This window comes from Bradyrhizobium tropiciagri, from assembly GCF_018130505.1.
Classification (GTDB): domain Bacteria; phylum Pseudomonadota; class Alphaproteobacteria; order Rhizobiales; family Xanthobacteraceae; genus Bradyrhizobium; species Bradyrhizobium tropiciagri_B.
The window spans coordinates 422,583-442,488 of the sequence record NZ_JAFCKH010000001.1 but is presented as its reverse complement, the minus strand read 5'-3'; the positions used below and the strand labels follow the sequence as shown (position 1 = coordinate 442,488).

Below are 19,906 nucleotides of genomic sequence, written 5' to 3'. Positions count from 1 at the left end.
TCGCCTCCGCATCATCTTGCCGGAAAACCGGTGTCCACTTTTCCGGATCATGCGGTCACCGGATCGATCGCCGCCGACGGCGTGCCGCCGGCTTCCACCGCTTCGCCCGCGGCCAGGCAGAGATCTTCGCGATAGCGGGCGGCCACCAGCTGCACGCCGACCGGAATCCGTCCCACGAGGCCGGTGGAGACGACGAGCCCGGGCAGTCCCATGAACGGGATCGCGATCTGCGGCAGCTGCGCGTGCCAGACCCGCGCGAACGACGCTTCGTCCTTGCGGTCGAGCTGATCCGGGAACGGCAATTCGCCTGATACCGGCATCAGCAGCACCGGGTATTTGTCGAGGAAGGTGAACCATTCGCGGGTCAGCGTGGCGCGGCGGGTCAGCGCCTGCGACAGGTCGAACGGATGCACCTTGGCGCGGTTGCCGCGCAGGCAGGCGAGCGCGCCGGGATCGCCCTCGCGCTCGGCCGCCGCGAGCTGGGCCTCATAACCATCGCCGAGCCACAGCCGGGTCTGGATCTCGGCCGCCTCGCGCAGCGACGGCGTATCGGCGATCTCCTCGACGATCCAGCCGGCCGCCTGCAGCCGTTTTCCGGCGTCAGCAACCGCAGCGACCACCTCGGGCACCGGGTTGAGACCGTCAGGGTTGAGGCACATCGCGACGCGCTTTTCCCGCGGCGCGCCGACCAGCGGCACCGGCGCGTACCAGGGATCGCGATGATCGGGCGCGGCCATCGCCGCGAGCGAGATGCGCAGATCGTTGATGGTGCGCGCCAGCGGGCCGGAGACCGCGCTGATCTGCGGGCCGATCGGCCGCTCCGGCAGCGCCGCGTTGAAGGCCGGCAGGCGTCCCATGCTCGGCCGCAGTCCGTGCACGCCGCAGGCATAGGCGGGATAGCGGATCGAGCCGGCGATGTCGGTGCCGTGGGCGATGTGGCCGATGCCGGCGGCAACCGCCGAGCCGGCACCGCCCGACGAGCCACCCGGCGTGATCGACGGATCGCGCGGGTTCTTGGTGTCGCCGTGAATCAGATTGGTGGTGAACCACCGATAGGAGAACGCCGGACAGTTGGTGCGCCCGAGCAGCACCGCGCCGGCCTTGCGCAGATTGGCGACCACGGGGTTGTCGGCCTTGGCGATCACGTCGCGCTGCAGCTTCAGGCCGTTGGTGGTGGCATAGCCCTCCTGGTCGACATTGACCTTGATGGTGACGGGCACGCCGGCCAGCGGCCCGATCTCGTCGCCGCGCGCAATCGCCGCATCGACCGCGGCCGCCTGCGCCAGCACGTCGTCCGGGCGGTGATCGACCACCGCATTGATCTTCGGGTTGACCGCATCGAGCCGGTCGAGCCCCGCCTGCGCCGCCTCCTTCGCCGAAACCTGCTTCGATTTGATGAGGCCGGCGAGCTCAGTCGCCGGCAGACGCCAAAGATCCTGCATAAGATGCTCCGTATGACTGACTGGTCTTTTAGCGTCAGCCGTCAAGCATGGCCAGCGGCGGCGAGCACCGCTATAGATTGTGGGCGTCGCCCCAAGCATCCGGAAGCAGGCTCATGGCGCCCAAAGTCATCATCGAGCTGCCAAAATTTGATACCGGTCTGTACGAAGGCTGCGAATTCACCATGTCCGGCGGCGGCGCGCGACTGAAATTGCGCTTCTCCGAACTTCCTGACTTTGAAATCAGCTTTTCACGCGCACGGTGGCATCAATTCACGGCTCTGCCGAATTGCAGCTCGGAAATGATCAAGACTGCGTATTTTCGGTTGGTCGAACTTGCGGATTCGAAGGCGCTGGCCGCCTTCATCAAAGCAGACTGGGAGGTCAACAAGGCCTATCAAGACTTGCACCACTATCGAATATTTCTCGACGAAACGGGTTGCCATGAGCTCTTTGCGCAATCCGCTCAGGGCCTGACGTAAGCGAAGGCCAGCTACGCCTACCTTACATGCGCGATGTAATAGGCGAGATCCGCAATCTGCTCCTTGGCGATCGGACCCATCACGTCGGCCATGGTGCCGTCATAGCCGTGGCGGCTGTTGTCCTTGTATTCGGCCAGCGTCTTGGCGAGGTAGTCTTCGCGCTGGTTGGCGATGCGTGGAACGTTCTCCTTGCCGGAATAATCGGTGTTGTGACAGGCGTTGCAGCGGTTCTGCTGCGCCAGCGCCTGCCCCTTCGCCATCCGCGCCGGATCGCCGGCATCGGCCGGCGGCGCCGGCTTCGGCAATGTGGCGATGAAATCGGAGAAGGCGCGCAGATCGTCATCGGTCAGCGGCTTGGCCATCTCGTTCATCGGCTCGAAGACGCGCAGCTTCTCGCGGAACATGAACAGCTGGATCAGCGCATAGGGCGCCTGCTGGCCGCCGAGCGAGGGCGTGTTCTCGGTCTCGGACGTGCCGCGCTCGCCATGGCAGGCAAAGCACGCCGCGGCGCGCTCCTGGATGGTTTCGGCGGTTGCGGGGAAGATGGTGGTGGCAAGCAGGAGCGCGGGGATGATTGTCTTACGCATTAGTCGCTCCTGCTACTTCAGTCATTCCGGGGCGATGCGCAGCATCGAACCCGGAATCTCGAGATTCCGGGTCTGGTGCTTGCGCACCAGCCCGGAATGACGTCGGTGGTCGTTACTTCCCGGCGACCTTCTGCTTGCCGTAGCTGACGCGGTAGACGGCGCCGTTCCAGTCGTCGGAGACCAGCATCGAGCCGTCCTTGAGCAGCATCACGTCGACCGGGCGGCCGAGATATTTGTTGTCCTCGAGGAAGCCGGTCATGAACGGCTCCATCGACTTCACGCTGCCGTCCTTGTTCAGCTTGACGGCGACGATGTCACCGCCCTGCTTCTGCGACTTGTTCCAGGAGCCGTGGCGCGCGATGAAGATGGTGTTCTTGTAGCTCTTGGGGAACTGGCTTCCGGTGTAGAAGCGCATGCCGAGCGCCGCGGTGTGCGGGCCCATCAGGCCGACCGGCGCAGTGTAGTCCTTGCAGTTCTTGCCCCAGCCGAGCTCCTGGTCGATGATGTTGCCCTGGTAGCAGTATGGTGCGCCGAAATCCTCGCCGGCCTTGGTGATGCGGTTGAGCTCGTCCTCCGGCACCGTCTCCGACAGCCAGTCGCGGCCGTTGTCGGTGAAGTACATCTGCTTGTTCTCGGGATTCCAGTCGAAGCCGACCGTGTTGCGGACGCCGAGCGCGTAGACCTCGGCGCCGGAGCCATCGAGATTCATGCGGCGGATCTGGCCGTGGTCGGCGTCGTGCAGCACGTTGTTGCCGGGCTGGCCGACCGGAACGTAGAGCTTGTTGTCGGGGCCGATCGAGATGAACTTCCAGCCGTGGGCTTCGTCCTTCGGCAGCTTGTCGTAGATCACCGTCGGCTTCGGCGGGTTGTCGAGATTGTCCTCGATCTTGTCGATCTTGGAGACCTTCGAGAGCTCGGCGATGTAGAGCGTGCCGTCCTTGAAGGCGACGCCGTTCGGACGATAGAGGCCGGAGGCGATCACCTTGACCGAGCGTTTGCCGTCCTTGTTGACGATGGCATAGACCTTGTCGACGAGGCGGCTGCCGACGAACACGGTGCCCTTGTCGCCGAGCGCCAGCGAACGCGCATTGGCCATGCCTGCGGCATAGACCTCGACGTTGAAGCCGGCCGGCACCTTGAGCTTGGCGAGCGGCAGCTTGTCGGCGGAGGCCGGCAGCGGCGGCGGCGCAACCGGAGCGAGCTTGGCGGCGGCCTCGCCATCCGGACGCCCGATCAGCGGCGAGCCGGGCGGCAGCGGCTGTGCGGCCGGCGCGGCACCGGACGCGGGCGGAGCAGCCGGCTGCTGCGCGGCGGCACCAAAGGTGAGAGCGCCAAAGACGGCGCCCGCCAGCAACAGGCTGCGCGGCGCCAACGAACGATCTGTCATGATATTTCTCCCCTGACGGGAACTGCTCTTCCTGGCGCCGATCGACTCAACCGGCGCGGGCAGCCTTCCCGGGATATCCTTGTAAGTTTGTCCGGACAAATGCAATCAGCAACATGGCATGGCACACGTGCGCTGCCGGTCGAGTGGTGCCACGCGTTTTGTCCGTGCGCGTCAATGCCTGGTGATCGAGCGGTCCGGGCGATCGAGGATGGCTTCCGTGAACGGAAACTCCAGCACGATCTCGCCCTCGTCGTCGGTCACCTCGATGACCGCGCTGAGCAGCGCGCCATCGGCGCCCTCGGTCTTGAGCAGCTCGCGAATCATCGCCCGTGCCATCTCCCAGGCGCGATCGGGATCGCGCAGGATCTCACCGTCGGGATCGGAGATCAGTTCGTCGCCGATCCTGGTGTTGAAGAAATAGCGTGGCATCGGCAGAAACTCGGCTCAGTTGAGGTGCGCGGTGCTGACGCAGGCGCAAATCAATCTACAGGACCTTGGGAGGAGGCGCGCGAGCCCCACCCCGCCCCCAACATCACTATTCACCCCACTGCGAACAACAGGAAAAAGGTCTGATGCCACGGGCTTTTGACGCAAAGCCGCGCACAAAAACGTGAGTGGCCAGCGAGAAATTGCTGCAGCGCAGCATGGAATGACGCAACGCAACGTTGCCAAAAATTTAAGTGGCGAACTTTTTCAGCCGCAGTAGTTTAATCCGCAGGGCGGAAGTTCGTCCGGTTGCAACAAGGAGAACCCGAAAATGGCCTGGAAAGCACCGAAGATCGTCGAAGTGTCGGTCGGCATGGAAATCAACATGTATATGTGCGCCACCCGCAAGTAAGCGGTAGCGCCCACATACACGTATAGCGTTTTAGCGCAGGTGGACGGTCCGGGCGTGACGCCTCCCGATTGAGGGAGTGCCGAGCTATTCCGGGTCTCCACCTCGTCGCTTTTTTGGGTCAGATTTCTCCGGGGGACGGATCATGTTTCGCGTCGTCGTCCTCGGCGCCGCAGCGGGCGGCGGTGTTCCGCAGTGGAACTGCGGCTGCACGGTGTGCAGGACAGCCCGAAGCGAACATCCGGGATTGCAGAGCACGCAGGCCTCGATCGCGGTCAGCGCCGACGGCGCGCACTGGTTCCTGGTCAATGCCTCTCCGGACCTGCGCCAGCAACTGATCGCGGCGCCGCAGCTGCATCCGAAGGCCGGCGCCTTGCGCCACACGCCGATCGCCGGCGTTATCCTCACCAATGGCGAGATCGATGCCGTGGCGGGGCTGTTGTCGATGCGCGAAGGCTCGCCGTTCACGATCTACGCGCATGAGCGCGTGCTGGCGATCCTGCGCTCCAACAGCATCTTCAACGTGCTGAGCGAGAAGAATGTCGGCCGCCGGCCGATCGCGGTCGATCAGGCCTTCGAGCCAGCCCTGCCCGACGGCACGCCTTCGGGCATCGAGGTGCTGCCGTTCGAGGTTCCCGGCAAGGGTGCCTGGTATCTCGAGGGCAAGGCGCATCCCGCAGGCGGCGACGGCGTCGGCGATACGCTGGGCCTGCGTATTGCGGACAAGGCGAGCGGCAAATACTTCTACTTCCTGGCGGCCTGTGCGCGGGTGACCGACGGCCTGAAGGCGCGGATCAAGGGCGCGCCGCTGGTGTTCTTCGACGGCACGGTGTGGCGCGACGACGAACTCGTCCTCGCAGGGCTCGGCAACAAGACCGGCCAGAGCATGGGACATATCTCGATGTCGGGCGAGCACGGCGCGATCGAAGCCCTCGCCGGCCTCGACATCGGACGAAAAGTGTTTTTGCATATCAACAACTCCAACCCGGCGCTGCTTGGGACCTCGGCCGAGCGCAAGGCCATCGAACAGGCGGGCTGGCAGATTCCCTCCGACGGAACGGAGATCGTGCTGTGAATGTGGTGCCTACCAATACAATGACCGCGCTCTCGATCGGCAAGGGCATCACGCTCGACAGCGCCGAGGCGATGGAAGCCGTGCTGCGCCAGATCGGCGCGACGCGCTATCACAGCCTGCATCCGTTCCACCGGCTGCTGCACGGCGGCAAGCTGAACAAGGGCCAGGTGCAGGCCTGGGCGCTGAACCGCTACTACTATCAGAGCACAATCCCGCTGAAGGACGCGATGGTGATCTCGCGCTTCCGCGACCGCAACACGCGGGTCGAATGGCGCCACCGCATCGAGGATCATGACGGCGATCTCGGCACCGAGGGCGGCATCGAGCGCTGGCTCAAACTGACCGAGGGCCTCGGCCTCGATACGGCCTATGTCGAATCCACCGAAGGCATCCTGCCGGCGACGCGCTTTGCGGTGGAAGCCTACGTGCATTTCTGCCGCGACCGCACGCCGCTGGAGGCGATCGCTTCCTCGCTGACCGAACTGTTCGCGCCGAACCTGCACGAGGAGCGCATCTCGGGGATGCTGAAGCACTACGACTTCGTCAATCCCGACATCATGAGCTATTTCAGCCGCCGCCTGACCCAGGCGCCGCGCGACGCCGGCTTCGCGCTCGACTACGTCAAGCAGCATGCGAAGACACAAGCCGAGCGCGAGTCGGTGTGCAACGCGCTGATCTTCAAGACCAACGTGCTGTGGGTGCAACTCGACGCGCTGTATCACGCCTATGTCGACGGCCATATTCCGCCCGGCGCGTTCGTGCCCAAGACGAGCTAGAGAGCGAGCTAGAGGACACCGATGGCCAGCCGCAACATCAGCGTCAGCGAGACCAGCCGGCCGAAGCTGCCGCGCCATGCCAAGCTGAAATTCGACGAGACGCGGCAGGTCTGGGTGATCCTGGCGCCGGAGCGCGTGCTGGCGCCGGACGAGATCGCGGTCGAGGTGCTGCAGCTCTGCGACGGCGAACGCAACGTCGCGCAGATGGTCGACATGCTCGCGGAAAAATACGCCGCGCCGCGCGAGGCGATCGCGACCGACGTGGTCGCGATGCTGCAGGACCTCGCCGACAAGGGCTTTCTCACCGAAGCGCGCGAGAAGACACCATGAGTGACACGCTCGCCGACAACAAGACAGCCGCAGCAGGCCCCAGCGACGGGCTCGCCGTGCTGGAAGGTAACCGCTCGGCGGCCGAGACCTACGGCATCCCGCTCGCGGTGCTGCTCGAGGTCACCCACCGCTGCCCGCTGCAATGCCCCTATTGCTCCAACCCGGTCGAGCTCGATCGCGGCTCGACCGAGCTGACGACGGAGGAATGGAAGAAGGTGCTGAGCGAGCTCGCCGAGCTCGGTGTGCTGCAGGTCCATTTCTCCGGCGGCGAGCCGACCGCGCGCAAGGACATCGTCGAGCTGGTGCAGCATGCGAGCGACGTCGGCCTCTACTCCAACCTGATCACGTCGGCAGTGCTGCTGACGAAGGACAAGCTGTCGGCGCTGGCCGATGCCGGCCTCAGCCATGTGCAGATCAGTTTTCAGGGCAACGAGCCCGTCGTCGCCGACCGCGTCGCCGGCCTGAAGGACGCCCATCGCAAAAAGCTCGAGGTCGCCAGATGGACGCACGAGCTGGAGCTGCCGCTGACGGTGAACGCCGTGATGCACCGGCAGAACCTGCATCAACTCTCCGACATCATCCAGATGGCGGTCGATCTCGATGCCGACCGGCTCGAGGTCGCCAACGTGCAGTATTACGGCTGGGCGCTGAAGAACCGCGCCGCGCTGATGCCGACCGTCGAGCAGATCGAGGAGACCAGCCGCATCGTCGAGGACGCGCAGGCGCGGCTGAAGGGCACGCTCGCGATCGACTATGTGGTGCCGGACTATTACGCGCTGCGGCCGAAGAAGTGCATGGGCGGCTGGGGCCGCCAGTTCTTCAACATCTCACCGGCCGGCAAGGTGCTGCCGTGCCACGCCGCCGAGAGCATCACCGGGCTGGAATTCGAATCGGTGCGCTCGAACCATTCGATAGCCTGGATCTGGCAGAACTCGGAGGCCTTCAACCGCTATCGCGGCACCGGCTGGATGCCGGAGCCGTGCAAGAGCTGCGAATTCCGCGAGGTCGATTACGGCGGCTGCCGCTGCCAGGCCTTTGCGCTGACCGGTGATGCCGGCAACACCGACCCGGCCTGCGCGCTGTCGCCGCGGCATGACGAGATCTTCAAGCAGGCCGAGCGCGAGTCCGCCGGCGATCAGACCCGTTTCCTCTACCGCAACTTCGCCGGCGGCACGCTGGAGACGGACGACAAACCTCAGGACGAGCGGAATGGCGCCTGACGCCGATGCCGGAAAGGCCGCCAAGCGCGCCGATCCGTTCGCCCCGCTGACATCGGAATGGCTCGATGTCGGCGACGGCCACGATCTCCACGTCGAGAGCGTCGGCCGCGAGGGCGGCATCCCCGCGGTCTATCTGCATGGCGGGCCGGGCAGCGGCTGCCAGCCGGATCATCGCCGGTTGTTCGATCCGGAACGATTCCACGCCGTGCTGTTCGATCAGCGCGGTTGCGGCCGCAGCCGGCCGAAGGGCAGCCGCCAGCACAACACGACCGCGCACCTGATCGCCGACTTGGAGAAGATCCGCGCGCGCTTCGGCTTCGAGCGCTGGATGGTGGTCGGCGGCTCCTGGGGCGCGACGCTGGCGCTTGCATACGCGCAGGCGCATCCCGACCGCGTCAGCGGCCTCGTGCTGCGCGCGACGTTCCTCGGCACGCGTGAGGAGCTGGAAGACGTTTTCCTGCGCACGCTGCCGCGGTTCTATCCCGCGCTCTACGAGGACTTCCTCAACTTCCTGCCGGCGAGCGAGCGTGCCGCGCCGCTCGATGCCTATTACCGCCGCATCCTCGACCCGAGTATCGATGTGCACGGCCGCGCCGCGCGCGCCTGGCACGACACCGAACGCGCATTGTCGGAGCACACGCCGAAGCAGACGCGGCTCGACCTGCAGAAGGCATCGGGCGTGCTGCCCTCGACGCCGTTCATGGAAGCGCATTATTTCGCCAATGACTGCTTCATGCGGCCGAACCAGTTGATGGACGAGGCCGGCAAGCTCGCCGGCATTCCCGGTATCCTTGTGCAGGGCCGCTACGACCTGCTCTGCCCGCCCGCGACCTCGCACGCCCTCGCCGCGCGCTGGCCCGGCAGCGAGGTGCGCATCGTCGACGGCGCCGGCCACATCCTCTACGACCCCGGCATCCGCAACGCCGTGATGAAGGCGATCGCCGATCTCGCGTCACGAGCGCGCTGACGTCGCCCGGCCGTATCGACCACCCCAATCAATGCTTGCACTTGCCCGGCGGACAGGCCGGCGCGGCCGGCCGCGCCACCGCAGCGGGCCTTGGCGGCGCCACCATCCGCGGCGGCGGCGGGGCAGCACGCTGCACCTGCACCATCGGCCGCGGTGGCGGAGCTGCGTGCGGGACCGGCGCCGGTCGTGGCGGCGGAGCAACCGGACGCGGCGCCACCGCGACCGCACGCGGCGGCGGGGCGGCATGCGGCGGCGGTGGCGGACGCGCGATCACCGGCGGGGCCACGGCGGCACGCGCGGGTGGCGGCGCCGTGGCGGCGTGCGGGAGCGGTGGCCTGCCCGGCGTCCGCGCGGCTGCCGCAGGCGGTGGCGTCGGCGCGCCTGTCGGACGAGCGACGGGAGCCGGCTGAGCATTGGCCGGCGCCATCGCTGCGGCGGGCCTGTTTGGCCCAGCCTGTCCCGGCAGCGCCGGCCTTGCACCCGGCTGCGGTGCGCCGGCGGGTGCAGTCGCGGACTGCGGCAGCGGCGGAGCGTTGCGGCCGCCCGGCAGCGGATGAGCAGCCGCGCCCGGAGCGGTCGGCGCAACGGCCGCGTTCGGTGCGGCTCCCGGCAATGCGGGTCGTCCGCCCGGGCCCGGGCCTGGCTGGGCGCCCTGTGCCGGCGCGAGGTTCGCGCGCTGCAGGGCCGCAGGCGGCAATGACGGCGCCCGCGAGATCGGGCCTCCGGGGATCGCCGGCCTTCCCCCTGCCGCGCTGAGCTGCGCCGGCGTGGGGTTGGGATTGTTGATCACATTGTTGATGATCGTGGTGTTGTGGATGTTGCGGAACACGATGTTGTTCGGCGGCGGCACGACATAGCGGGGCGCGGCGATATAGGCGGGTATCGCGACGAACAGCGGGATCGGCAACACGTACAGGCCGATCGACGGCGGCGGTGGCGGCAGCACCACGAAGTCCGGCGGCGGTGGCGGCAGGAACACGACAGGCGGCGGTGGCGGCGGCGCGAAGCCGAACACTGGATCGCCGTAGTAGAGCTCCGGACGGTCGACATACTCGATTTCATCGGGCGGCGGCGGCGGCACGTCGTAGTCGAGCGCGGCGAATTGCGGCGGCGGCTCCAGCGCGGCCGAGAGATAAGCGAGCCGCCGCCGCGCATCCGTCGAATGCGGTCCGCGCGGATAGCACTTCAGATACGACCAGTAGGCATCCGGCGTATCGGCAGTGTAGGTCCGCCGCCATGTGATGGCCTCGCGCCGCGCCGCCACGATCGCGCGCACCCGCTTGGCCAGCGGATCGCTCGGATAGGCCTGCAAATAATCCTCGTAGCCCTGCAGCGTGTCGCGCTCCAGCGCCGCCGCATAGGCATCCTGCGCCGAGAAGTCGCGGATCGGCTTGCTGCGCAGATTGGCATCGACCTGCTCCGGCGGCGCATCCGGCTGCCTCTCGAAGAACATGAAGGGCGCATCGACCTTCTGCGCATCCCACGGGATCTGCGCGCCCTTGGTCATCTCGTTGACGCGCAGGCGGACGCGGTCGAACACATCGGGCAGGCTGAGGCCGCCGGAGCGGATCATCTCGGCCAGCGCCTGCGCATAGGGTCCATAGGGCGGCGCGCCGTCGGGCGCGACAGTCCCGGGCGCCGAGCTGAACGCGATCAGCATCTTCGGATCCGGATCGACCAGCGCGAGACCTCCGGCGAGCGGCTGGCCTTCCTTGGCAAACGGATTGCTGCGCGCAGCATCGAGCACGACCACGCCGGCCTTGAGCGGCAGCGCGGAGAGCTGATGGATGTAGTCGGACATCCGGATCGTCTCGACCGGCACGTCGGTGTCGCGCGCGATCCTCGCATCCACCGGCACGAAATAGTTCTCGCCGGTCAGCTGCACGCCGTAGCCTGCGAGGTAGACGAAGGCGACCGCGTTGGGACCGGCCTCCTGCACCTTCTGGACGAAATCGCGGAACGATTTGCGCAGCGTCTCGCCGTCGAGATCGCGCGCGCCGATCACGTCGAAGCCGGCCGCCTGCAAGGTCTGCGCGATCAGCCCGGCATCGTTGGCGGCGGTCTGCAGCTCACCCGCCTGATAGGCGCCGTTGCCGACGACCAGCGCGAGCCTCTTCTCCTGCTCCTGCGCATGCGCTGGCTGCGCTGCGAGCGATACAAGGCCGATCAAGAGTGCCCAGAGAATTCGCGCCATCGCGGCCATCCTTGTTCTTCCCGGAGATTGGCGAGTTGAATGGAAATGCTTCTTCCGTGAACCCGCGCTGAACAGCATCGCAGCAATTGTGGCAATCCTTGGTCTGCCCGGTCGCGTGCACCGGGAACCGGCTTCCCTGCGCCGCGCCGTTCGGCGATATTGCGCCGATAAAAGCAGGCAAAAAGGAGCACTCGATGCCGATCGCCGGGCAAGGCATGTTGATGACATCGATGGATGTCGACCCCTTACACGAGGCTGAATTCAATCGCTGGTACGACCGCGAGCATATCGAGGAGCGCGTCGCGATCGACGGGTTCCTCGAAGCGCGGCGCTACGTCGCGCATGACGGCAAGCCGAAATATCTCGGCCTCTACTCGACCGCGACCTTCGACGTGCTCGACAGCCCGGCCTATCGCACGGCGCTCGCCAACCAGACCGAATGGTCGAAGGCCAATATCGCGCGCTTCAAGAACATGATCCGCGCCGTCGCACGCATCACGATCAGCAGCGGCGTCGGACGCGGCGCCGCGCTCGGCCTCATCCGGCTGCGTCCGCCGGCCGATGGCGCCGACAAGCTCCGCGCTGCGTTGCGCGAGCTGCTCGATCCGGCGACGCAGGACGGCATCATCTCGATGCACCTGTTGGAGAACGATCCTGATCTGTCGAAGCCGCTGACAGAGGACGCCGCGAAGGCCGATCCCGGCGCCGGTGACTGGTTCGTACTGATCGACGCCACGGATGTCGGCGCCGTGCCTGCGGCATCAGCGCGCATCACCGATAATGCCGCACTGAAACCGCTCGTGATCACGAGCGGCGTCTATCGGCTGCTGTGGGACCTCGCGAAGAGCGATCTGCCGCGAAAATAGATCGCGGCGCGCGGCGGAGCAGCATTGCTGCACCGCCGCATGACGACGGCGACATTAACGCAAATGCACAGCAGCCACGCGAAAGCTGTAGGTCGGACAATTTAGCCTTTGCCATCACTGGAACGGCTCTAATAAGATAAACCTATGATCCAATTCAAAAACCCGAAGAACGCGACATGAGCGTTCGTGGTCAACGATAAGGCCGCGCCGGATCTGGCATTTTTCGCGCGGGACAAAGGTAGGAATGAAACCGACTGATATCTCGGCGCCGGATTACTTTCATAAAGTAGTCGATTGCCAATGGGCCTGTCCCGCACACACCCCCGTTCCCGAGTACATCCGGTTGATTGCTGAGGGGCGTTACAGCGACGCCTATATGATCAACTGGAAGTCCAACGTGTTCCCGGGAATCCTGGGACGCACCTGCGATCGTCCATGCGAGCCGGCCTGCCGCCGCGGACGCGTCGAGGAGACTCCGGTCGCGATCTGCCGCCTCAAGCGCGTCGCCGCCGACTTCAAGGACGACATCACGCAGCGCCTGCCGCGGCCTGCCGCGAAGAACGGCAAGCGCATCGCGCTGGTCGGCGGCGGCCCCGCCTCGCTCGCGGTGGCGCGCGATCTGGCGCCGCTCGGCTATCACTGCACCGTGTTCGACGGCGATCCGAAGGCCGGCGGCATGATGCGCAGCCAGATTCCGAAATTCCGCCTGCCCGACAGCGTGATCGACGAGGAGACCGGCTACATCCTCGGCCTCGGCGTCGAGTTCAAGGGCGGCCAGCGCATCGACAGCCTCAAGCAGCTGCTCGCCGAAAACTACGACGCGATCTTCGTCGGCAGTGGCGCGCCGCGCGGCCGCGAGCTCGACATTCCCGGCCGTAAGGAGGCCGCTGCCAACATCCACATCGGCATCGAGTGGCTCGCCAACGTCTCGTTCGGCCATGTCGACAAGATCGGCAAGCGCGTCATCGTGCTCGGCGGCGGCAACACCGCGATGGATTGCTGCCGCACCGCGCGCCGCCTCGGCGGCGAAAACGTCAAGGTGATCGTCCGCTCCGGCTTCGAGGAGATGAAAGCCTCGCCGTGGGAGAAGGAAGACGCGCTGCATGAGGACATCCCGATCCTCAACTTCATGGTGCCGGTGGCCTTCAAGCATGTCGCCGGCAAGCTGATCGGCGTCACCTTCCAGAAGGTGAAGGCCGAGTACGACGACAAGGGCCGCCGCAATTTGGTGCCCTCGGGCGAGCCGGACGAGACCGTGCCCTGCGACGATGTGCTCGTTGCCGTCGGCCAGGAGAACGCATTCCCCTGGATCGAAGCCGATTGCGGCATCGAATTCGACAAGTGGCACATGCCGAAGGTCGATCCCAAGACGTTCGTCTCGACCAATCCGAAGGTGTTCTTCGGCGGCGACGCGGCGTTCGGGCCGAAGAACATCATCTGGGCGGTGGCGCACGGCCACGACGCCGCGCTCTCGATCCACAAAATGGTCTCCGGCGAGGACATCACCGAGCGCCCACTGCCGGAGGTGCACGTCTCCTCGCAGAAGATGGGCATCCACGAGTGGAGCTACGACAACGACATCTCCGCCGACAAGCGCTTCAAGGTGCCGCATCGCGACAAGGTGATCGCGCTGAAGGACATCCGCGCCGAGGTCGAGCTCGGCTACGACGTCAAGCTCGCGCTCGGCGAGGCGCAGCGCTGCCTGAACTGCGACGTGCAGACGGTGTTCGCCGCGCCGCTCTGCATCGAATGCGACGCCTGCGTCGACATCTGCCCGATGGACTGCATCAGCTTCACCGAGAACGGCGAAGAGGATGATCTGCGGCAGCGCCTGAAGGCGCCCTCGCCGCACCACGACCAGGCGCTCTACGTCTCCGGCGACCTGAAGACCGGCCGCGTCATGGTCAAGGACGAAGACGTCTGCCTGCATTGCGGGCTGTGTGCCGAGCGCTGCCCGACCGGCGCCTGGGACATGCAGAAGTACCTCATCGATATGGTTCACGCAGGATCAACATGTCAGTCCAAAGCCCGATCAGCAGCGTAAACGACTTCGTCGTCCGCTTCGCCAACGTCAACGGTTCGGGCTCCGCCTCCGCCAACGAACTGTTCGCGCGCGCGATCCTGCGCCACGGCGTGCCGGTGTCGCCGCGCAACATCTTCCCGTCCAACATCCAGGGCCTGCCGACCTGGTATGAAGTGCGCGTCACCGAGGACGGCCATCTCGGCGCCCGTGGCGGCGTCGACATGATGGTGGCGATGAACCCGCAGACCTGGGACAAGGACGTCGCCGGCATCGAGCCCGGCGGCTATCTGTTCTACGATTCGACCAAGCCGATGCCGTCGTCGAAATTCCGCGAGGACATCACCGTCATCGGCGTGCCGCTGACCGCGATCACCAACTCGACCTACAGCGATCCGCGGCAGCGCCAGCTGTTCAAGAACATCATCTATCTCGGCGCGCTGTGCGCGCTGCTCGACCTGGACCCGAAGCTGGTCGAGCAGCTGATCGGCGAGCAGTACAAGGGCAAGGAGAAGCTGCTCTCCTCCAACGTCCATGCGCTGCATCTCGGCCGCGACTGGGCGCTGCAGAACCTGAAGTGCCCGATCGGGCTGCGGGTGAAGAAATCCGACAAGGTCGGCGACCGCATCTTCATCGAGGGCAACAGCGCAGCCGCGCTCGGCGCGGTCTATGGCGGCGCCACGGTTTGCGCCTGGTATCCGATCACGCCGTCATCGTCGGTGGCCGAAGCCTTCACCAGCCACTGCAAGAAGTTCCGGCACGATGCCGAAACCGGCAAGGCGAAATACGCCATCGTGCAGGGCGAGGACGAGCTGGCCTCGATCGGCATCGTGATCGGCGCCTCCTGGAACGGTGCGCGCGCCTTCACCGCGACCTCCGGCCCGGGCATCTCGCTGATGACCGAGTTCATCGGCCTGTCCTACTTCGCCGAGATTCCGGCCGTGATCATGAACATCCAGCGGGCCGGCCCCTCGACGGGCATGCCGACCCGCACCCAGCAATGCGACGTGATCGCCTGCGCCTATGCCTCGCATGGCGACACCAAGCACGTGTTGCTGTTCCCGGAAGACCCGGCCGAAGCCTTCGAGTTCGCCGCACATTCCTTCGACCTTGCCGAGCGGCTGCAGACCACGATCTTCCTGATGCTCGATCTCGACATCGGCATGAACCACCGGCTGTGCCGCCCGCTGAAGTGGGACGACGCCCGGCAGTACGACCGCGGCAAGGTGATGACTGCGGAGATGCTGGAGGAAGGCCGCGACTTCGGCCGCTACCTCGACGTCGACGGCGACGGCATCCCGTTCCGCACCTATCCCGGCACCCATCCGACCAAGGGCTCGTACTTCACCCGCGGCACCTCGCGCGACCGCTATGCGCGCTATTCGGAGGAAGGCGCCGTCTATGCCGACAACATGCAGCGCCTGGTGCGCAAGTTCGAGACCGCGCAGGACATGGTGCCGCGGCCGCTGCAGGCCAATGCCGGCAAGCCGACCAAATACGGCGTGATCTATTTCGGCTCGACGTCACCTGCGATGGACGAGGCGATCGGCCTCCTGGAGGCGCGCGGCCACCAGCTCGACCGCATGCGCATCCGCGCCTTCCCGTTCCACTCCAGCGTCGCCAGTTTCATCGCCGACCATGATTTCGTGTACGTGGTCGAGCAGAACCGCGACGCGCAGCTGCGCCAGTTGATCGTCAACGAGAACGGCATCGATCCCGTCCGCCTGGTGCCGATACTGCACTATGACGGCACGCCGATCACCGCGCGCTTCATCGCCAATTCGATCGGCGACCACCAGGACCATCTCAAGGTGACTCCTCTCCGCAAGGCCGTGTCATGACCTACATTGCAAAGCCGAAGTTTCATCATCCCGGCCTGAAGAAGAACGAGCTGGGCTATACCCACCGCGATTATGAGGGGAAGATCTCGACGCTGTGCGCCGGCTGCGGCCACGATTCGATCACCGCCTCGATCATCGAAGCCTGCTACGAGCTCTCGATCGAGCCGCACCGGGTGGCGAAGATCTCCGGCATCGGCTGCTCGTCGAAGACGCCGGACTATTTCCTCGGCAATTCGCACGGCTTCAACTCGGTGCACGGCCGCATGCCGTCGGTTTTGACCGGCGCCAACCTCGCCAACCGCGACCTGATTTATCTCGGCGTCTCCGGCGACGGCGATTCAGCCTCGATCGGCTTCGGCCAGTTCGCGCATTCGATCCGGCGCGGCGTCAACATGACCTACATCGTCGAGAACAACGGCGTCTACGGCCTGACCAAGGGGCAGTTCTCGGCCACCGCCGACCGCGGCTCGAAGTCCAAGAAGGGCGTCACCAACACCGACAACGCGATCGACCTCGTCGCGATCGCGCTGCAGCTTGGTGCCACCTTCGTGGCGCGCAGCTTCTCCGGCGACAAGACGCAATTGGTGCCGTTGATCGCGGCCGCGATCCGACACAAGGGCGCCTCGTTCATCGACGTGATCAGCCCCTGCATCGCCTTCAACAATCACGCCGGCTCGACCAAGAGCTTCGACTATGTCCGCGAGCACAATGACGCGGTGAACCGCCTCGACGTGCTGGTCGGCCGCGAGCCGATCAGCGTCGACTATGCGCCGGGCACCGTGCAGGTGGTCGAACAGCACGACGGCTCACGGTTGGCACTGCGCAAGCTCGATGCCGACTACGATCCGCATGATCGGCTGGGCGCGCAGACCTTCCTCGCGAGACACGCTGCCAAAGGCCAGATCGTCACCGGGCTGCTCTATGTCGATCCGGACGCCGAGGATCTGCACACCCATCTCGACACCGTCGAGACGCCGCTCAACACCCTGGACGAAAAGGCGCTGTGCCCCGGCTCAGCCGTGCTGGACAAGATCAACGCCAGCCTACGCTGACGGAAGCGGCCTCGTCTTCATCGCGCGGGCGGCGGCGAGATAGGTGTTGCAGGTATCGAGCAACCCTTCGGCGCTGACCGCCAGTGCGGTCACGCCGATCGGGATTCCGTCAACTCCAATCATCTTGTTGGCGGCGTCCATCAGTGCGCCCGTCGCGCCGGTGCTGGGGGTTTGCCCCGGAAGCAGCTTCAGGACCACGAACTTCTGGCTGCGGACCCGCTGGATCGAGACCGCTTCCACCGACTGCCAGGGCGTCAGCGTCCGTGATGATCGCGCATCCCGGATGCCTTGGCGGCTGATGAAAATCACCGCTCGCTTCGGCGACGACAATTGCCAGGCAAACATGCAGGCGCCGCCGCCGAACAGCACAATGCTTAGGTAGCTCAACACAAGAAAGCCCGTGTCCGGCGTTCCATCGGAAAGCCAGCCGAACACGACCGACGCGCCCAGCAGTGCAAACGCAACACTTCCGGCGAGCAGGGCGAGCGTTCGCCAAACCGAAATGCCGATCTCAATGTCTGGCAGATATTGATTGTGCTGCATGTCTGCTGCCGCGTCCGAAGGTTTTTCCGAGTTTTCAGGTTCAGACCCCTACGCGATACTCGTTAAGATTGCATGCTCACAACCGCTCGAAATGCCAGGGTCCGGACATCTGTGGCGCCTCGATCGGCCAAGCGTCGGCGGCGATCAACGCCACAGCAAGGTGCTCGAACCGACGGCCGCCGCGCGATAGCGCTTACAGAGGTCGAACACCTCATCGGCTTCCATCTTCAATCCCATCGTGTTGATCACGACCCCTCTGGTGCCCAGCAGCTTGTTGAGCAAGGCGGGTAGAGGGTTGAGCTTCTTCGCGAAGAGCAGACGTGCGACCGCGGGATCCAGCGTCAGTTCGAGATATTTGTGGCCACGAAATGCCCGAAGCGAGACCGCTTCGATGGATTGCCAGGGGATGGTCGATTTCGATACGCGCTTATCGCGGATGCCGAAACGATTGACGAAGACCACCGGCCATTGCGGCCAGAGCAGGATCGGAATTTGGTAGCAGACGGCGAACCCGAGCAGGGCCGTGACGGTGTAAGCCAGCGTCATCTTGGTCGTCGTCATCGCCTTTTGCGGAGCCCAACCAAGCACGCTCGCCAGGCACAGCAGGAAGAGCAGGAGATAGACAAAGAGCTGCGCCAGATTCCACGACCACGAATAGCTGATCTCGATATCCGGGAGATCATGATCGACGTTGGTCGTGCGGAGCATTGGCGTTTCGGACAACTGGTCGGGCTGACGATCCGAATATGTCGCGCCTATGCATTAAGGACGTCTTGCAGAGATCCGTTGAATTCTGACGATCGACCGCCCGGGGCGCGATAAAGCTCACGCTCCCGGGCGGCAAGGGACTACTTGTCGCTCAGCACGTCGCCGAACAGCGCCCAGGACTTGCCGTCGAACCGCGCCATCTGGATCTGGCGGATCGGCGTCACGTTGTCGGGCTCGGTCTGCACCTTGATGCCCGGCAGCAGCATCGGCAGTTCGAGCGCCTTGAGGTTGGTCGCCTGCTTGATGATGTTGTCGCGGCTGTAATCGCCGTTGCAGTTCTTCAGCACCGCGGTCATGACTTGCGCGACGGTATAGCCCTGCACGTTGAAGAGATCGCCGGCGCTGGCATTCGGCTGATACTTCTTCATCCAGGCCGAAAACTCCTTCTGGCCGGGATCATCTGCCCAGCGCGGATCGGTCGGGTCCTTCAGATAGAGCCCGGTCACGACACCGACGACATTCTCCAGGCCCGCCGGCTCGAGCACCGCGGAGACGGAGTTGGAGACCGTCGGCAGGATGATCAGCGGCTTCCAGCCCATGCTCGCCGCCTTGCGCAGCGCCTGCGCCGCGAATTTCGGCGTCGCCTCGGCGAAGAACACGTCCGCGCCGGATTCGCGCATCGTCACGATCTGCGAATCGATGGTCGGGTCGGCGGTCTGATAGGTGGTCTCCGCGACGATCTGGCCGACATGCTCGCCGAGCCCGTCCTTGAAGCCCTTCAGATAGTCCTTGCCGGCGTCCTCGTTCGGCGTGATCACGGCGATCTTGGCATCCGGCTTGGTCTTCAGGATGTATTGTGCGTAGAGCTTGCCTTCGAGCTCGTAGGTCGGATTGAAGCCGACCGTCCAGGGGAAGTGCTTCGGATCGTTCCAGCGCGTCGCGCCGGACGAGACGAACAGCTGCGGCACCTTCTTGATGTTGAGGTACTTCTGCACGGAGATGTTGGGCGCGGTGCCGACCGAGCTGAAGATCGCCAGCACCTCGTCCTGCTCGACCAGCTTGCGCGTCTGCTCGACCGTCTTCGACGGCGAATAGGCATCGTCGAGGGTCTCGAACTCGATCTTGCGGCCATTGATGCCGCCCTGATCGTTGAGCATCTGGAAATACGCGGATTCGGCGCGCGCGATGGTGCCGTAGGCGGACGCCGGCCCGCTATACGGCGCGGTGTTTCCGATCTTGATCGATGTTTCCGCGGCGAGCGACGGAGAGATCGAGAGGGCCGCGAATGCGGCAACGGCGAGAGAGCTCGCCAAAGCGGTGCGAGTTGACAAGAGCTGATCCTTTTTTTGATCTTGTTGACGGCGCGCACAATATCGATCGCGCCTGCGCAGGCAATCGCCAAGAATTCTCAAGAATTTCGCGTACCGGCAATCGTGCTCCTACGCGGAACGGCGCGCGGCGCTTTGTCGACTGAATGTTACCGGAATGTTCGCGATGTGGACCCGCGTCGGTCGCGAAGGTTCGCCGAGCAAGAAATCCATTCCGCGACGCGGTCGGCCTTGCGTGTACTGCAACGCAGTCGCG

Annotated in this window: 19 protein-coding genes; 11 read left to right on the top strand and 8 right to left on the bottom strand. The window is 65.1% G+C overall.

The window, feature by feature from the left end; translation table 11 throughout:
- Positions 1 to 47: 47 nt before the first annotated feature.
- Positions 48 to 1,442 (bottom strand): amidase family protein, encoded by a 1,395-nt coding sequence (locus JQ633_RS01990; protein ID WP_211981755.1) that lies wholly within the window; start codon positions 1,440 to 1,442, stop codon positions 48 to 50.
- A gap of 113 nt (positions 1,443 to 1,555) precedes the next feature.
- Between JQ633_RS01990 and JQ633_RS01985 the strand changes: the two genes are divergently transcribed.
- Complete coding sequence (locus tag JQ633_RS01985) at positions 1,556 to 1,921, top strand: hypothetical protein (protein WP_211981753.1); 366 nt, start codon at positions 1,556 to 1,558, stop codon at positions 1,919 to 1,921.
- A gap of 17 nt (positions 1,922 to 1,938) precedes the next feature.
- Here JQ633_RS01985 and JQ633_RS01980 read toward each other — a convergent pair whose 3' ends face one another.
- The 3 genes from JQ633_RS01980 to JQ633_RS01970 form a co-directional block, all read right to left on the bottom strand.
- Entirely contained in the window at positions 1,939 to 2,508 is a 570-nt protein-coding gene (locus JQ633_RS01980; RefSeq protein WP_211981752.1) for a c-type cytochrome, read from the bottom strand.
- A 112-nt stretch (positions 2,509 to 2,620) separates the two neighbouring features.
- Positions 2,621 to 3,895 carry a PQQ-dependent sugar dehydrogenase gene (locus JQ633_RS01975; protein ID WP_211981750.1) on the bottom strand — a complete coding sequence of 425 codons (1,275 nt, stop codon included), beginning with the start codon at positions 3,893 to 3,895 and terminating at the stop codon, positions 2,621 to 2,623.
- A gap of 171 nt (positions 3,896 to 4,066) precedes the next feature.
- Positions 4,067 to 4,324, bottom strand: a complete 258-nt coding sequence (locus tag JQ633_RS01970) for a DUF6894 family protein (protein ID WP_195785297.1) — start codon at positions 4,322 to 4,324, stop codon at positions 4,067 to 4,069.
- A gap of 328 nt (positions 4,325 to 4,652) precedes the next feature.
- Between JQ633_RS01970 and pqqA the strand changes: the two genes are divergently transcribed.
- The 6 genes from pqqA to pip all read left to right on the top strand — a co-directional run bounded on the left by pqqA (position 4,653) and on the right by pip (position 9,098).
- Entirely contained in the window at positions 4,653 to 4,733 is an 81-nt protein-coding gene (pqqA, locus tag JQ633_RS01965) for a pyrroloquinoline quinone precursor peptide PqqA (RefSeq protein ID WP_035635412.1), read from the top strand.
- Between the two features lie 142 nt (positions 4,734 to 4,875).
- Positions 4,876 to 5,805 carry a pyrroloquinoline quinone biosynthesis protein PqqB gene (pqqB, locus tag JQ633_RS01960; RefSeq protein WP_211981749.1) on the top strand — a complete coding sequence of 310 codons (930 nt, stop codon included), beginning with the start codon at positions 4,876 to 4,878 and terminating at the stop codon, positions 5,803 to 5,805.
- Between the two features lie 20 nt (positions 5,806 to 5,825).
- The gene (gene pqqC, locus JQ633_RS01955) at positions 5,826 to 6,581 is read left to right on the top strand and encodes a pyrroloquinoline-quinone synthase PqqC (RefSeq protein ID WP_211982748.1); all 756 of its coding nucleotides are present in this window, start codon (positions 5,826 to 5,828) and stop codon (positions 6,579 to 6,581) included.
- A gap of 21 nt (positions 6,582 to 6,602) precedes the next feature.
- On the top strand, positions 6,603 to 6,911 hold the full coding sequence (pqqD, locus tag JQ633_RS01950; RefSeq protein WP_211981744.1) for a pyrroloquinoline quinone biosynthesis peptide chaperone PqqD: 309 nt from the start codon (positions 6,603 to 6,605) through the stop codon (positions 6,909 to 6,911).
- Positions 6,908 to 8,131 carry a pyrroloquinoline quinone biosynthesis protein PqqE gene (gene pqqE, locus JQ633_RS01945; RefSeq protein ID WP_211981743.1) on the top strand — a complete coding sequence of 408 codons (1,224 nt, stop codon included), beginning with the start codon at positions 6,908 to 6,910 and terminating at the stop codon, positions 8,129 to 8,131. The genes pqqD and pqqE overlap by 4 nt, the downstream gene beginning before the upstream one ends.
- Entirely contained in the window at positions 8,121 to 9,098 is a 978-nt protein-coding gene (gene pip / locus JQ633_RS01940) for a prolyl aminopeptidase (RefSeq protein ID WP_211981742.1), read from the top strand. The genes pqqE and pip overlap by 11 nt, the downstream gene beginning before the upstream one ends.
- Before the next feature lie 28 nt (positions 9,099 to 9,126).
- Here pip and JQ633_RS01935 read toward each other — a convergent pair whose 3' ends face one another.
- Complete coding sequence (locus JQ633_RS01935; protein WP_433995618.1) at positions 9,127 to 11,301, bottom strand: caspase family protein; 2,175 nt, start codon at positions 11,299 to 11,301, stop codon at positions 9,127 to 9,129.
- Between the two features lie 185 nt (positions 11,302 to 11,486).
- Here JQ633_RS01935 and JQ633_RS01930 point away from each other — a divergent pair, with 185 nt between their 5' ends.
- From JQ633_RS01930 to JQ633_RS01915, 4 genes are all read left to right on the top strand, one after another.
- Positions 11,487 to 12,158, top strand: coding sequence for a DUF4286 family protein (locus JQ633_RS01930; protein ID WP_211981739.1), 672 nt, complete (start codon positions 11,487 to 11,489; stop codon positions 12,156 to 12,158).
- Positions 12,159 to 12,402: 244 nt separating this feature from the next.
- Positions 12,403 to 14,202 (top strand): FAD-dependent oxidoreductase, encoded by a 1,800-nt coding sequence (locus JQ633_RS01925; RefSeq protein WP_211981737.1) that lies wholly within the window; start codon positions 12,403 to 12,405, stop codon positions 14,200 to 14,202.
- Positions 14,172 to 16,019 (top strand): 2-oxoacid:acceptor oxidoreductase subunit alpha, encoded by a 1,848-nt coding sequence (locus JQ633_RS01920; protein ID WP_211981735.1) that lies wholly within the window; start codon positions 14,172 to 14,174, stop codon positions 16,017 to 16,019. Before JQ633_RS01925 ends, JQ633_RS01920 begins: the two co-directional genes overlap by 31 nt.
- On the top strand, positions 16,016 to 17,071 hold the full coding sequence (locus JQ633_RS01915) for a 2-oxoacid:ferredoxin oxidoreductase subunit beta (RefSeq protein WP_211981733.1): 1,056 nt from the start codon (positions 16,016 to 16,018) through the stop codon (positions 17,069 to 17,071). The genes JQ633_RS01920 and JQ633_RS01915 overlap by 4 nt, the downstream gene beginning before the upstream one ends.
- Here the strand turns inward: JQ633_RS01915 and JQ633_RS01910 are convergent.
- The 3 genes from JQ633_RS01910 to JQ633_RS01900 all read right to left on the bottom strand — a co-directional run bounded on the left by JQ633_RS01910 (position 17,063) and on the right by JQ633_RS01900 (position 19,653).
- Positions 17,063 to 17,614, bottom strand: a complete 552-nt coding sequence (locus tag JQ633_RS01910) for an STM3941 family protein (RefSeq protein ID WP_211981732.1) — start codon at positions 17,612 to 17,614, stop codon at positions 17,063 to 17,065. The two genes, JQ633_RS01915 and JQ633_RS01910, sit on opposite strands and share 9 nt — an antisense overlap.
- A 144-nt stretch (positions 17,615 to 17,758) precedes the next feature.
- Positions 17,759 to 18,322, bottom strand: a complete 564-nt coding sequence (locus tag JQ633_RS01905; RefSeq protein WP_211981731.1) for an STM3941 family protein — start codon at positions 18,320 to 18,322, stop codon at positions 17,759 to 17,761.
- A gap of 140 nt (positions 18,323 to 18,462) precedes the next feature.
- The gene (locus JQ633_RS01900) at positions 18,463 to 19,653 is read right to left on the bottom strand and encodes an ABC transporter substrate-binding protein (RefSeq protein ID WP_211981730.1); all 1,191 of its coding nucleotides are present in this window, start codon (positions 19,651 to 19,653) and stop codon (positions 18,463 to 18,465) included.
- Positions 19,654 to 19,906: the final 253 nt, after the last annotated feature.

What these genes read in the sequence shown, in the direction of transcription:
- JQ633_RS01925 (WP_211981737.1), top strand. Translation starts at nt 12,403, where the DNA reads ATGAAACCGACTGATATCTCGGCGCCGGATTACTTTCATAAAGTAGTC.
- pqqE (WP_211981743.1), top strand. Translation starts at nt 6,908, where the DNA reads ATGAGTGACACGCTCGCCGACAACAAGACAGCCGCAGCAGGCCCCAGC.
- JQ633_RS01920 (WP_211981735.1), top strand. Translation starts at nt 14,172, where the DNA reads ATGTCAGTCCAAAGCCCGATCAGCAGCGTAAACGACTTCGTCGTCCGC.
- JQ633_RS01930 (WP_211981739.1), top strand. Translation starts at nt 11,487, where the DNA reads ATGCCGATCGCCGGGCAAGGCATGTTGATGACATCGATGGATGTCGAC.
- JQ633_RS01910 (WP_211981732.1), bottom strand. Translation starts at nt 17,614, where the DNA reads ATGCAGCACAATCAATATCTGCCAGACATTGAGATCGGCATTTCGGTT.
- JQ633_RS01935 (WP_433995618.1), bottom strand. Translation starts at nt 11,301, where the DNA reads ATGGCCGCGATGGCGCGAATTCTCTGGGCACTCTTGATCGGCCTTGTA.
- JQ633_RS01975 (WP_211981750.1), bottom strand. Translation starts at nt 3,895, where the DNA reads ATGACAGATCGTTCGTTGGCGCCGCGCAGCCTGTTGCTGGCGGGCGCC.
- JQ633_RS01980 (WP_211981752.1), bottom strand. Translation starts at nt 2,508, where the DNA reads ATGCGTAAGACAATCATCCCCGCGCTCCTGCTTGCCACCACCATCTTC.
- pqqB (WP_211981749.1), top strand. Translation starts at nt 4,876, where the DNA reads ATGTTTCGCGTCGTCGTCCTCGGCGCCGCAGCGGGCGGCGGTGTTCCG.
- JQ633_RS01970 (WP_195785297.1), bottom strand. Translation starts at nt 4,324, where the DNA reads ATGCCACGCTATTTCTTCAACACCAGGATCGGCGACGAACTGATCTCC.
- pip (WP_211981742.1), top strand. Translation starts at nt 8,121, where the DNA reads ATGGCGCCTGACGCCGATGCCGGAAAGGCCGCCAAGCGCGCCGATCCG.
- JQ633_RS01990 (WP_211981755.1), bottom strand. Translation starts at nt 1,442, where the DNA reads ATGCAGGATCTTTGGCGTCTGCCGGCGACTGAGCTCGCCGGCCTCATC.
- JQ633_RS01905 (WP_211981731.1), bottom strand. Translation starts at nt 18,322, where the DNA reads ATGCTCCGCACGACCAACGTCGATCATGATCTCCCGGATATCGAGATC.
- pqqA (WP_035635412.1), top strand. Translation starts at nt 4,653, where the DNA reads ATGGCCTGGAAAGCACCGAAGATCGTCGAAGTGTCGGTCGGCATGGAA.
- pqqD (WP_211981744.1), top strand. Translation starts at nt 6,603, where the DNA reads ATGGCCAGCCGCAACATCAGCGTCAGCGAGACCAGCCGGCCGAAGCTG.
- JQ633_RS01985 (WP_211981753.1), top strand. Translation starts at nt 1,556, where the DNA reads ATGGCGCCCAAAGTCATCATCGAGCTGCCAAAATTTGATACCGGTCTG.
- JQ633_RS01915 (WP_211981733.1), top strand. Translation starts at nt 16,016, where the DNA reads ATGACCTACATTGCAAAGCCGAAGTTTCATCATCCCGGCCTGAAGAAG.
- pqqC (WP_211982748.1), top strand. Translation starts at nt 5,826, where the DNA reads ATGACCGCGCTCTCGATCGGCAAGGGCATCACGCTCGACAGCGCCGAG.